Origin of the sequence: Flavobacterium sp. ZT3R18 (assembly GCF_007097385.1) — a bacterium.
In the GTDB taxonomy this organism is placed as follows: Bacteria; Bacteroidota; Bacteroidia; order Flavobacteriales; family Flavobacteriaceae; genus Flavobacterium.
The window spans coordinates 1-12,093 of sequence record NZ_VJZS01000016.1 but is presented as its reverse complement, the minus strand read 5'-3'; the positions used below and the strand labels follow the sequence as shown (position 1 = coordinate 12,093).

Annotated in this window: 10 protein-coding genes and 1 tRNA gene; 7 read left to right on the top strand and 4 right to left on the bottom strand. The window is 35.5% G+C overall.

Annotated features, from left to right (window positions below; all coding sequences use genetic code 11):
* Positions 1-103 precede the first annotated feature (103 nt).
* Positions 104-2,056 carry a PKD domain-containing protein gene (locus FNW52_RS15305; protein ID WP_143378306.1) on the bottom strand — a complete coding sequence of 651 codons (1,953 nt, stop codon included), beginning with the start codon at positions 2,054-2,056 and terminating at the stop codon, positions 104-106.
* A 120-nt stretch (positions 2,057-2,176) separates the two neighbouring features.
* On the bottom strand, positions 2,177-3,166 hold the full coding sequence (locus FNW52_RS15300) for a hypothetical protein (protein WP_143378305.1): 990 nt from the start codon (positions 3,164-3,166) through the stop codon (positions 2,177-2,179).
* A 579-nt stretch (positions 3,167-3,745) separates the two neighbouring features.
* On the opposite strand from FNW52_RS15300, the gene FNW52_RS15295 reads away from it, so the two are divergent.
* The 5 genes from FNW52_RS15295 (at position 3,746) to FNW52_RS15275 (ending at position 8,345) form a co-directional block, all read left to right on the top strand.
* Positions 3,746-4,330: an RNA polymerase sigma factor gene (locus FNW52_RS15295; RefSeq protein ID WP_143378304.1), complete on the top strand. Its 585-nt coding sequence runs from the start codon at positions 3,746-3,748 to the stop codon at positions 4,328-4,330.
* A 2-nt stretch (positions 4,331-4,332) separates the two neighbouring features.
* Positions 4,333-5,058 (top strand): tol-pal system YbgF family protein, encoded by a 726-nt coding sequence (locus tag FNW52_RS15290; RefSeq protein WP_143378303.1) that lies wholly within the window; start codon positions 4,333-4,335, stop codon positions 5,056-5,058.
* Positions 5,059-5,347: 289 nt separating this feature from the next.
* Entirely contained in the window at positions 5,348-6,127 is a 780-nt protein-coding gene (locus FNW52_RS15285) for a TatD family hydrolase (RefSeq protein WP_143378302.1), read from the top strand.
* A gap of 63 nt (positions 6,128-6,190) precedes the next feature.
* Complete coding sequence (locus FNW52_RS15280) at positions 6,191-7,327, top strand: 1-acyl-sn-glycerol-3-phosphate acyltransferase (protein WP_143378301.1); 1,137 nt, start codon at positions 6,191-6,193, stop codon at positions 7,325-7,327.
* On the top strand, positions 7,317-8,345 hold the full coding sequence (locus tag FNW52_RS15275) for an asparaginase (protein WP_143378375.1): 1,029 nt from the start codon (positions 7,317-7,319) through the stop codon (positions 8,343-8,345). Before FNW52_RS15280 ends, FNW52_RS15275 begins: the two co-directional genes overlap by 11 nt.
* Before the next feature lie 76 nt (positions 8,346-8,421).
* On the opposite strand, the gene FNW52_RS15270 is transcribed toward FNW52_RS15275, so the two are convergent.
* Together FNW52_RS15270 and FNW52_RS15265 are read right to left on the bottom strand one after the other, a co-directional pair.
* Positions 8,422-8,760, bottom strand: coding sequence for an addiction module toxin RelE (locus FNW52_RS15270; RefSeq protein ID WP_143378300.1), 339 nt, complete (start codon positions 8,758-8,760; stop codon positions 8,422-8,424).
* Positions 8,750-8,980 carry a hypothetical protein gene (locus FNW52_RS15265; protein ID WP_143378299.1) on the bottom strand — a complete coding sequence of 77 codons (231 nt, stop codon included), beginning with the start codon at positions 8,978-8,980 and terminating at the stop codon, positions 8,750-8,752. The genes FNW52_RS15270 and FNW52_RS15265 overlap by 11 nt, the downstream gene beginning before the upstream one ends.
* 441 nt (positions 8,981-9,421) lie before the next feature.
* Here FNW52_RS15265 and FNW52_RS15260 point away from each other — a divergent pair.
* A tRNA-Ser gene (locus tag FNW52_RS15260) sits at positions 9,422-9,508 on the top strand.
* A gap of 821 nt (positions 9,509-10,329) precedes the next feature.
* On the top strand, positions 10,330-12,093 hold a 1,764-nt coding region (locus tag FNW52_RS15255; RefSeq protein ID WP_185966007.1), incomplete at its 3' end, for a PA14 domain-containing protein.

Sequence of the window (12,093 nt, the reverse complement as noted above, 5' to 3'; positions counted from 1 at the left end):
TTAAAGAAATTAGCGCAAATTCGTGGCTAACTTTTTTTTCAAGTGTTTGTCCTGATCAAAAAATGGAATTTTGAAACCTTTTCGTTTTTCGATATGTCAAATACTAAAACTTCCAAATAGCATACAGCTGAAAACAATTAAAATTATTGTCAAAGTTGAGTACATAACGCGCTCCTAAGCTAGGACCAATTCGTGCAAAACCGGCAGTAAAATCGAGTAGTATGCCTGATTTTAATTGGGGTGATGCATTTTTTGTTGTAGCGGTTGAGTATTCCGTTCGCAATAAAAATTTATCCGAGGTTCCTTCGTACACATCGGTTTTGATATTTTGTGTTTGTTCTTCGGATACATTCATATTGACTTGAAATCCGGCACCCACTCCAAAATAGGTGGAAATATTGTATCGGAACAATAACGGGATTTCCCAATTTATATTTTTGTTTTCAATGGATGTTGTGATTTTTTTTAGATTGGCAGTACCATTAGTACTCTGATCAATTCTTTGGGTGTTGGTGGTGGCTCCGTTGTAAGATGTCACGCTATTTATAAACTCAGCTTGTCCATAATAGCGGTAGGTTTTGAATGGCGAAATGGTGAAACCCACAAAATAGCTTCTGGGTTGGTCTAAATTCGGGTAAAATGTGTAACCCGCTTTGGCTCCAATGGATAAGCCTGGTGTGAATCGGGTAGTGGCATAGTTGGTAATAATGGGGTCATTTTTATCAAAAATTATGGCTGTTCTACTTTTGGTTTTTATTTTGTGAAAGTCTTCATTGAATTTCATAGAGTATTTTACAAATCCTTTGGTGCTGTCAATTTCCTTCACATTTTTCTGGTTGCTTCCTGGTAAATAGATGTTTCTGAAAACAAAGAAAATTTGGGTTTCTCTTTCGATAATATCCAAACAACTGGTAGTAGCCTCTTCGCCTTTTGGACAAATAGGACATTCAGGATACATACTTTCTATTTTTAGACTGGATTTGTCAAACATGTCGGGAATATCGGTTTCGAGTTGTATTTTTCGAGCAGGCCCTTCGCCATTGTTTTGGAAACTGGTTTTGAATTTGACTCTTTTGTAACGCACAAATCTGTAATTCATAAAACTTCCGTTTGAGCCCATTTTGTTGGGATCGTGGGAAGTGACGATTTCCATTTCTAGGTTTTTTATTTTGTGGTTTTTAAAACTTCGGTTGGGAACATAAATGCTACGCATGGTTATGGTGGCGCTGGTATCTTTGATCATTTCGGGAGTAGTTTTGAAAGTGTAAAACACATTTCTGGATTCTCCCGGATTGTGATCGTCTATTTCTAAAATGGAAACCTCTTTATACATGTTTTTTGCTTCTAATAAAGTCGAATCCAAGTCGGTTTCATTAGTAGTTTCGATATATCTTTTGGTGAAAGCCAAAGTTTCATTAGATGCCAAATAGCGATTCGAATTATCGACATCATCGGTTGAAACGATGTTATTTTCTTTTACGGTTCTTTCTCCTGCATAGGGTCTTACTTCCTGTAAATCGAAATTGTTGTTTTTGAATTGTTTTTCATTGTAAAAAAGATAGAGTTTTCCGTTGGTGACATAATTTTCCAGGTTTTCATAACTCACAACCACTTGCATTTCCTGTTCCGGAATGGGGTCGCAGTTTTTTAAAATCGACAATCCATTTTGATCGGCAATAGAAGCAATGTCTTTGTAATTGAGGTCTTCAATATCGTTGACTACGACTTTTTTGGGACGGGTAGCGGGAGGTTTTCCGTTGTCGTAATTATTGGTTACGGCAAGTCTAGCGGTATAAGTTCCTTTGTTTTTATAGACGTGTTTGGGCTCGGCTTCTTTGCTGTAATGACCATCTCCCATTTCCCACAAATAGGAGTAACTCGGTTTTGGAGCACCTGCAATTGGAATTAATGGAGGTGTTTCTGGTTTAAAACTGACTAAATTTCCTTTTTGATCGTATCCAATATTGGCTCTTCTGGTTATGGTGTCTTTTACTTTGACTTGGGCGTAAAATGGGAAAGCAGTAATTAGAAAAAAGACGAATAGTGATTTGTTCATGTTTGGTTATTTTTGTCGGTCATTATAGCTTTGGTAACGTTCTGAAATTCAAATTATTTTTAAATATAAAAAAAAGCGATGAGCAAATCATCGCTTTTTTTATTTATTTGAATTGGTAACTTATTGGATAGCATTGATTGCGGCTACTAATTGATCTTCTGTGCCTAGAGTTGTTTCGGCTAATGTGAAAGTGTAAACATCATTTGCGGCTACTGTTACGGCTTTGATAGCGTATCTCCATTGTCCGTTGTCCTCGGTGGCAAAAATTACATGACAAGCTAATCCAATTGGAATTTGACCGTAATGTTCGCTGAACAAACCTGCTGCAGTATAGGTGTCTAATTTGGCAAGTGCGTTTTGACCTTCTCCGTCATACGATAAATAAATGGCACTGTTGGTGTTGTCATAACCTGTTGGCGCAGCAGCAAGAATGGTAGTTTTTGGCCTCGGGTCACTGTAAAATTTATCTACGTTTGTCCATCCAAAGGTGCCAAATGACACATAGTAGTTTCCTCCTTCTCCTTGTACGCCACCTTTTCCGCCATTGGTTCCTGCTGCATCAGCTGCATTTCTCCAAACTAAATTTTCTGGATCTTCTAAATTGCCTGTCCAAAGAAGCATTCCTGTTTTTATTCCATCGGTTAAGTTAGCTGGGACAAGAAGGGTCATGTTGGCTATTGATTCTAAGGCAACTCCATCTTGTGTTGCTTTGATGTAGAATTCTCCGCCAGAGATTAATAAGTTTTTCTTTCCGTCTGTAGTTAATCCCATCGTTGGTTTGTTGGCCACTAGCATGTGTCCTTTGTCAAACAGTTCTGCGTACTCAATGTTGATAGGGCCTGTTACTGCAACCCCATTTTTTCTAAGGTAGTCTCTGTTGATCGTGATTTTTACTCCTTTTGCAGTTGTTAGTGTAACTGATCCAGAAGCTGCTGTAATGGTGAAGGTTTGCTTTAATTTGGTTAGGGCTTGGGTTCTAACTTCTTTCAATTCGGAGGCTGTTGCGGGAATGGTTGGGATGTCCGTTTTTGGAGTGTCCTCGTTTGTACAGCTTACCATTGTCATTGTTCCTAAAAATAAAAGTGCGATTGATTTTAGATTTGTGTTCATGATTTCTAATTTTTTTTGAATCTGTCTTGAAATGATTCAAGAGGTTTTTCAGACTCTGGTTGTTAATTATTGTTTCTTTTGTTTATATCAATTAAGGTTTGATATTGTTACCCTTGTTTTTGAAATTTCTTTTTTAATTTTAATTTCATTCTTATATCAACTCTCGTTGTGATTTGTTACCCTTGTTTTTGATTTTTTTTATCATCGAGTAATTAATGTCCAAAGTTTATTGATGAAAGTGATTCCTAATTTTTTAATATTTTCCATAATCTATAAGTTTTAAAAAGTTTCAATTATTGATTTATACCGTTATATCAACGTGGTCTGATAATTGTTACCCCTGTTTTTTGATTTTAGTTCTAAATGCCTCGTTTTACGGGATGCGCGTAAAGGATAGGAGTAAGCTACCGAAGTAGCATGGATAGCCCGACCGCATTATAGAAAGAGGCCGAATACGCGCAAAGTAGAGTAGGCCTCTTTTTATAATGGGGTTACGCCCAGATGATTTTTGGAATGCTAACGTGATATTAAATAAATAGGATTCCTTCTTTTTTTGTATTTTCGGGGAAAAGTTTTTTTATGGCTCCAATGACTGTTCATCCAGACCAAATCTATATTGAAGGATTGGCGAATAATGATTCGGCGATTATTCATGCTATTTATAAAAAGTTTGTGCCAAAGGTGGTTCACTATATAAGGAACAATTCTGGGGATGAAGATAAGGCGCAGGATGTGATTCAGGAAGTGATGATTTTGCTTTTTAATCAGGCGAAAGCGCAACAACTGCAATTGACGTGCCCGTTTGATGCGTACTTTTTTTTGTTGTGTAAGCGAAAATGGCTCAATGAATTGAAAAAACATTCGAATAAAGGGGTAACAATTAAGGAAGAGTTGACATCTATACATGAATCTGCTGATGAGATGGTTTGGCAAACCGAGCATTTCGATGAGAAGCAACAACTGTATGATGTGATGTTTGAAAAACTGGGGGAGAAATGCCAAGAGGTATTGAAACTGAGTTTTACGCTCCCGTCAATGGAGGAAGTGGCCGAAAAACTGGCGGTAACATACGGTTATGTGCGCAAGAAAAAATCGCTTTGCATTGGTCAATTGACGCAGTGGATTCAAGAAACCAATCGTTTTAAATCTATAAAAAATACCTAGCCATGAACGAAGAACACTTTTTGGAATTTGATGAATATCTTCAAGGCGAAATGGCTGTTGAAGATAAATTGGCTTTTGAGCAACAATTGAGAGATCAGCCTGATTTGGCTATGGCTTTTGAAACGTATAAGGAATTGCAGCTTCATTTGGAAAATAAATTTGGTCAAGCCAATGAACTAAAGGCTTTCAAAGAAAATCTGAAAGGGATTTCTAAAGCGCATTTTAAAATGTCTACACCTAAGGTAATAGCTTTCAAACCGTGGTATTATGCGGTTGCGGCTTCGGTTGTGGTTTTGTTTGGATTGTTCTTTTTGAACCAGAATTCAAATCCTGTGTTCGAGGATTACAATCAGCCCGAAACTGCATTTTTTACGGAGAGAGGGGAGGCGAATGATAATTTGAAGTTGGCTCAGGATGCTTTTAATGAAAAAAAATATAAAGAGGCGATTCCGCTTTTTGAAACTATTTTGAAAACGGATACAAGTGCCGAGATTCAGTATTTTTACGGAATAGCATTGCTTGATGAAAATAGATTACCAGAAGCAGAAGCGGTTTTTACAACTTTGAAAACAGGTAATTCTATTTATAAAAACAAAGCAATTTGGAGTTTGGCTTTGAGTAAACTAAAACAAAAAGACTATAAATCGTGTAAGGAACTCTTGTTGACGATCCCCGAAGATTATGAAGGGAATGACCAAGTTGATGCTTTGTTGGAGGAGTTGGATTAATTTTTCTTAGCTTTTTTGTTGGTTCTACCACGTCCCGAAGTGTCGGGAGCGTGGGTAAAATTTTTTCGCCACGAATTACACGAATTATTCACGAATTTTTTCTTTTTAAAATTAAGGGAATTAGTGCAAATTCGTGTAATTCGTGGCGAAATTTTTCTAAACTATTTGTGAAAACCTACTTAATTCGTGGTAGAAGTGTTTTGTGGTGCATTTGTTGATTGTCTTTGTGTAATTCCTTTTTTGGTAAAGCCCGTTTTTTCGAGTAATTTTGCAGTATTAAATTTTACACTTGGAAACAAAAACAATACTTACCGATACCCACACCCATTTATATTCAGAAGAATTTGACGAGGATCGAAACGAAATGATGCAACGCGCCATCGATAATGGTGTTACGCGTTTTTTTGTTCCTGCGATAGATTCTACCTGTACGCAGAGTATGTATGACTTGGAACGCGATTACCCCAATAATGTGTTCTTGATGATGGGTTTGCATCCCACTTATGTAAAAGATAATTATCTGGAGGAATTGCAACATGTTGAAAACGAAATGGCCAAGAGAAAATTCTATGCTATTGGCGAAATAGGGATTGATCTGTATTGGGATAAAACCCATTTGCCTCAGCAGCAAATTGCCTTTAGAACACAAATTCAATGGGCAAAAAAACTCAAACTACCCATAGTGATTCATTGTCGTGAGGCATTCGACGAAATATTTGAAATTTTAGAAGAAGAAAAATCTCCTGAATTGTTTGGAATCTTTCATTGCTTCTCGGGAACGTATGAGCAAGCCGTGAGGGCTATTTCCTATAATATGAAATTAGGAATTGGTGGGGTGGTTACTTTTAAAAACGGAAAGATAGACCAATTTCTGAGCCAAATTGATTTGAAACATATTGTGTTAGAAACCGATTCGCCTTATTTGGCTCCGATTCCGTATAGAGGGAAACGCAACGAGAGTAGTTTTTTAATTAACGTAGTCGATAAGTTGTCTCAAATATATGGCCTTTCGGCAAATGAGATTGCGAGAGTTACAACTGATAATTCTAAAGTAATTTTCGGGATTTAACGCGGATTTCACCAAAAATTAATATTTTTTTTGTTCTTTTGTCCAACTAAATTTTTTACCCCAATGAATAAATTTGACGCGATTCGGCCATTTTATGATTCCGAAATTAATGATGGAATAATAAAAGTTATTGATCATCCGATGATGAAAGCATTGATGAACTTTTGTTTCCCTGGAGTTAAGGATGATATATGGAAAGAACAACTCAAAAAAACGCATTCCATACGCGATTTTCAATGTAATTTTATTTATCACGGTGTTCAACAAGTGTTAGAAAAAAGTTCGGAGGGTTTGACTACTTCAGGCTTTGAAAAATTGGAAAAAAACACAGCCTATTTGTATATTTCGAATCATCGAGATATTGTTTTAGATACTACATTTTTAAATGCTTGTTTGTTTGAGCACGGTTTAGACATGACTTCTTCTGCCATAGGAGATAATTTGGTTAAGAAATCATTCCTGAAAATATTAGCCAAATTAAATAGGAATTTTTTGGTGCAACGAGGTTTGACTCCAAGAGAAATGTTAATGAGTTCTAAATTGCTAGCCGAATATATGGCGCAATTGTTATTGCATGAAAACCGCTCGGTTTGGATTGCACAACGAGAAGGAAGAACCAAAGACGGAAATGATGAAACCAACCCAGGAGTTTTAAAAATGATCGCGATGGGTTCTGATGAACCTAATATAATGGACTATTTTAAGAAAATTAAAATCGTTCCTGTTTCTATCTCCTACGAATATGATCCTACAGATGCTTTAAAAATGCCGCAATTATTGGCCGAAGCAAATAATGAAATTTACATTAAAGAAAAAAATGAAGATTTCAAGACTTTATTGAGTGGAATTATTGGTCAAAAGAAAAGAATCCACATTCATATTGGCGATGTGTTGGATCAAGAAATAGAAGATATTAAAATAAATGTTGATACTTCAAACAAGCAAATTCAAGCTTTGGCACAAGTTATTGATGATTCTATTTTGAGAAACTACAAGTTATGGACAACCAATTATATCGCTTATGATATTTTGAATAAATCTAAAACATTTGCTCATTTGTACACCGAAAATGAAAAGTTGCTTTTTGAGCGACGATTAGAGCTAAGAATAGATCACGAACATCCAGTTGCCAAACAAGGCTTTTTGGATATGTACGCTAACCCAGTAGTCAATAAATTAAAATATGTTGATGAACTCTAAGCCTAAAATTCTTTTAATCTATACTGGTGGTACAATTGGTATGAGAAAGGATTTTGAAACAGGCGCTCTCAAGGCGTTTAATTTCAGTAAACTACTTCATAATATTCCCGAATTAAAGTTGTTGGATTGTGAGATAGAAACTTTTTCTTTTGAAACGCCCATCGACTCTTCGAATATGAACCCCGAAAATTGGGCCGAAATTGCTCGAACAATAGAGAATAATTACGCAAATTTTGATGGTTTTGTGGTACTTCATGGTTCAGATACCATGTCGTATTCGGCTTCGGCATTGAGTTTTATGCTCGAAAATCTTTCGAAACCCGTAATTTTTACAGGATCTCAATTGCCAATAGGGGATTTGAGAACGGATGCCAAAGAGAACTTAATTACCGCGATTCAAATTGCTTCTTTGCAAGAAAATGGAAAGCCTTTGATTAAAGAAGTTTGTCTTTACTTTGAATACAAATTGTACCGAGGCAATAGAACCACAAAGATAAATGCAGAACATTTTAAGGCTTTTATTTCACCTAATTATCCTTTCTTGGTGGAGTCTGGAGTGCATTTAAAAATAAATTCAGAGTTGTTTTTGCCTACGCAAAAGGAATCGCGATTGAAGGTTTACACTCATTTAGACAATAATGTGGCTATCATAAAAATGTTCCCCGGAATAAGTGAAGCGGTGCTTGCTGCTATTTTGAACATCGAAAGTCTAAAAGGGATTGTACTCGAAACTTACGGTGCAGGTAATGCTCCTACCGAAGAGTGGTTTTTGGATTTTTTGCAAAAAGCAATTACTAAGGGAGTGTATGTTGTAAATGTAACTCAATGTTCAATTGGAAGTGTGAGTATGGGACATTATGAAACGAGTACTTCTATGAAAAAACTCGGTATTATATCTGGAAAAGATATTACGACTGAGGCTGCCATTACCAAACTAATGTATTTATTAGGGCAAAATGTTGCTCAAAAAGATTTCAAGACTATTTTTGAGACTTCTTTGCGGGGTGAAATGCAATAATGTTGATTTTTTAAAGCTGTGCCAAAATTGTGTCACACGCATGAAATACAAAATCACGCTGTAAGTAGCGTGGTTGTTATCCGAAAATTGATTTTACAAGTTTTATCAAAAATGGAGTTTTGAATGTTGTGTCTTCGGATTTGTCGTAAATTTTAAGTAAGTATACGTTTGTTTCTGTTTTTGTTTCAGTAACTAAATATGTGATTACGCTAAATCCTCCGCTTTTTCCGGCGTTTTTATCTTTATTGGCTAATCTTATTTTGTATAATCCAGCCCCTAAGCTTTCGCCTGTTTTGGGTTCGGCGGTCAATGTTCTTTCTAATTCTGTAAATTCTTTTTTGAGGTTTGGGAACTTTTTTAAAAATCGCTTGTAAGCAGTTGCGAAAGGGGATAACGCAATGATATTAATTTTCATTCAAAAGTTCTTTTAGCGTTTTCGGCTTTAATTTGCCTTCTTGAATAAGTTTTACTTCTTTCAAACCGTTTTCAATATCTTTTAAAAAAGCTTTCTCTTTACTAGTCATTGCAGGTTCTATGATTTCTATTGCTTTTGAATCTCTAAAAAAATTCGTCATTGCCATAAATGCCTTTCCTGCTTTGGTGCGTTCGTTAATTTTTATGGTTATAGTTGTCATAATGATAGATTTATAATAATGCAAATATACAAAAAAACCGTATCACAGTACTGCAGTACGGTTTGATACACCCGGGCAAACTCATAAGTTTTTTTTGCCGCAGATTTCTTCGTCTATTCAGTATCGTTCGGGTCACGATTAAAATTAGATTATTGACAACAATAAACACGTAGATTTCTTATTAAGCTTATAAATCAGCGCCATTTCTAAAAGGAATCAAATTAAAAATCAGTGTCTCGATAGCTATCGGGCAATGTCATTAAGATTAAGGATATATTTGGTTATTGCGGTGACACAATAAACATTAACTTAATGACATTGAGCTATCGGGAGTGGCGAAAAATGCCTGGTATGTTTTGCGGACTGTCATAAATGCAAGAATATTGCTTTTTTACTTTCGAAACTCATTTTTTTTAGTGTTCTTTGCAAACCAAAATAAAAAGAGAGGTGTCCGAGTGGTTGAAGGAGCTAGCCTGGAAAGCTAGTATGTGGGCAACTGCATCGTGGGTTCGAATCCCATCCTCTCTGCTGGTAAAACCGCATTATCTTTCCGAAAGATAATGCGGTTTTTTTTGTTGATAAGTTTGTGGACTACTGCTCGTTTTTTAGAGTATTTTACTTTGGTTCTATAAATATTTTGCGCTTAGCCAACTTTCGGTCTCTCAATTCAAATCAATAGATTATAGCTTTACGACTACTTAGTGCTTGATATTTAGTAGTTTAATGGTTTTTTTATAGGTTATTTTCCTTTTTTTATAAATAAAAAATGTATTTTAGCGGTGAAATATGTACTTAATCGGAATTTGTTAATAAGTGGTTAATAAAATGTTAGTTTTGTGTCATCCAAACTACAGATTCTTAATGCGAAATTATCTATGAGAAACTTTACTATAAAAAGGCTTAATTTCTTTAAGTCATTATTTTTTGTTGATGTCTTATTAGGTGTAACCTCCCAGGTTACTTTAAATTATTTTGGCACGAATGTTTTCTCGTTTGGAAAGTATGGGAATAAATCAATAAGTTTTACAAATTTTTTTTACTCACAATCGTATTGCTAGTTCTGAGTTTGATACTAAAGGCAATTCATTTTGTTGTTGTATAGTGTCAGATTTTAAAACAAAACATGAAATAAATAGCATAATATGAAATATTCTATACATAATCAGATTAAAAACAGAAACAAATTTGCCCAATTTAAAATGTTTTTTAATTTTTTGTTTTTTATTATTTCATCTATAACTGATGCACTTCGTATTGGTACAGTTATGTCAAGCGTAACCTCTTTCACGAGCATTTTGAATATGAATTTCTTTCGCAGCTGTACAATAGTTCCAATACCTACGAATAATATGAATAGAATTTTACTTTTAATAACGGCTATTTTTTCTTCTCAGTTACATAGGCTTAAGGAAGTAGTATTACTGTTTTTGCAAGTTGTTAGTCAAGATAGTTTGTCGGATAATACTCGATATAAAAAGAAAGGTTTAGGTAAGTCTTTTGTGATTTCATTTGTCTTGTTGTTTTTTGTTTATTCTAATGACTATGGGCAGTGTAGTGGTGGGTATCCAGGTTTTACGACTACTCAATTTAGTACAAATCAAACATTTTGTATTGATAGTAATAGCCCTATTGTTATTAATAATGTGCTAGCTCAAAATTATATTGTCCTAAATGTTATCAAAGGATATACTTATAGTTTTCAAGCTAGTGATATATGGTCAGGTGGAACTAATCGTGAATATTTAGGCGTATTTGATAATTCTACAAATTCATATTTAATTGAAAATAATGGAACAAATGGGACTTCAATTAATAATTGGGTGTCCACTTTGTCAGGTCAGGTTAAAGTATTATTGCTTCGAGGTAATACTTGTGCTAGTACTGCGAGCGGAAGTACGGGTACAATAACTTTAACACTTAATTCTATAGGTAATACTCAGGATTCTCAAGTAACTGCAGGAACTGATACTTGGACAGGTCATCTTTATAATTGGACTGTTGGACCGCCTCCTGGTGGAGCCTCACCAGCTTCACCAGCGGCTTCAAATCCTTTTTCTAGCACGCAATATTCTGGTTATTACAATGTTGGTTCTGAGTCTATTAATGAAGGGTTTGGTGGCGATTATAATTGTTTTAATGTTTTTTCTAACGGGACACAACGTGCGAGTATTTATACAGAACAATTTGCAGTTAGATATCGTATGAATACAACTAAAAATGGTTGTTATTTAATTAATATTACTGGGGATGATGGTGTAAGGTTATATTTAAATGGGACATTGATTTTAGATAAATGGATTGAACAGTCTTCTACAACATATAATAATGTTTTGGTTAGTTTAGACGGGAATGATGATTTTATTTTTGACTATTATGAAAATGGAGGGCAAAATGTTGTTGCCTTTACAATTACTCCATTTGATATTTCGACAAATACTATTTCGCCTGCTACGACTACAGTTTGTAGTAGTGGTACTACAGTAGCTTTGAATGGAACTAGCTATCTTGTAAATGGGGCTGCAAATCCCTATTTGACTTTTCAATGGGAATCGTCACCTAATAATTCAACTTGGACTAATACCGGGGTTACTACAGAAGATTATAGTCCTGCACCAGTAACTACAACATATTATAGAAGAGTTGTAAAAGCTGTTAGTGGTACTTGTTCTGTAACTAGTGCTTCGGTTGTTATTAATGTGTATCCAACTAATGCTAGTGTTGCATCTGTGACAGGAACAAGCCCTTTGTGTATTGCTGGAACAGCTACTTATTCAGCAAACAGTGTCGTTTTAAGTGGCGGAACAGGAGCATGGAGTAGTAGTAGCGCAGCAATAGCGACGGTAAGCGCTGCGGGGTTAGTAACAGGAGTTGCAGTAGGAACGGCTAATATTATTTATACCATTACAGGAGGTTGTGGCGGAACAAAAAGTGCACAACAATCAGTGACGGTAAATCCAGTAATAGCAAGCAATACGGTAAGTGCTGCCCAAACTATTTGTACGGCAACCACACCAGCGGCATTAACAGGAAGCACAGCAACAGGCGGAAGCGGTGCTTATGTGTATTTATGGGAAAGCAGTACCACGAGTGCTGTTGCGGGATTTGCAACGGCA

Excerpts from the sequence above, each read along its gene's own strand:
- FNW52_RS15305 (WP_143378306.1), bottom strand. The coding sequence starts at position 2,056 with ATGAACAAATCACTATTCGTCTTTTTTCTAATTACTGCTTTCCCATTT.
- FNW52_RS15300 (WP_143378305.1), bottom strand. The coding sequence starts at position 3,166 with ATGAACACAAATCTAAAATCAATCGCACTTTTATTTTTAGGAACAATG.
- FNW52_RS15295 (WP_143378304.1), top strand. The coding sequence starts at position 3,746 with ATGGCTCCAATGACTGTTCATCCAGACCAAATCTATATTGAAGGATTG.
- FNW52_RS15290 (WP_143378303.1), top strand. The coding sequence starts at position 4,333 with ATGAACGAAGAACACTTTTTGGAATTTGATGAATATCTTCAAGGCGAA.
- FNW52_RS15280 (WP_143378301.1), top strand. The coding sequence starts at position 6,191 with ATGAATAAATTTGACGCGATTCGGCCATTTTATGATTCCGAAATTAAT.
- FNW52_RS15275 (WP_143378375.1), top strand. The coding sequence starts at position 7,317 with ATGAACTCTAAGCCTAAAATTCTTTTAATCTATACTGGTGGTACAATT.
- FNW52_RS15270 (WP_143378300.1), bottom strand. The coding sequence starts at position 8,760 with ATGAAAATTAATATCATTGCGTTATCCCCTTTCGCAACTGCTTACAAG.
- FNW52_RS15265 (WP_143378299.1), bottom strand. The coding sequence starts at position 8,980 with ATGACAACTATAACCATAAAAATTAACGAACGCACCAAAGCAGGAAAG.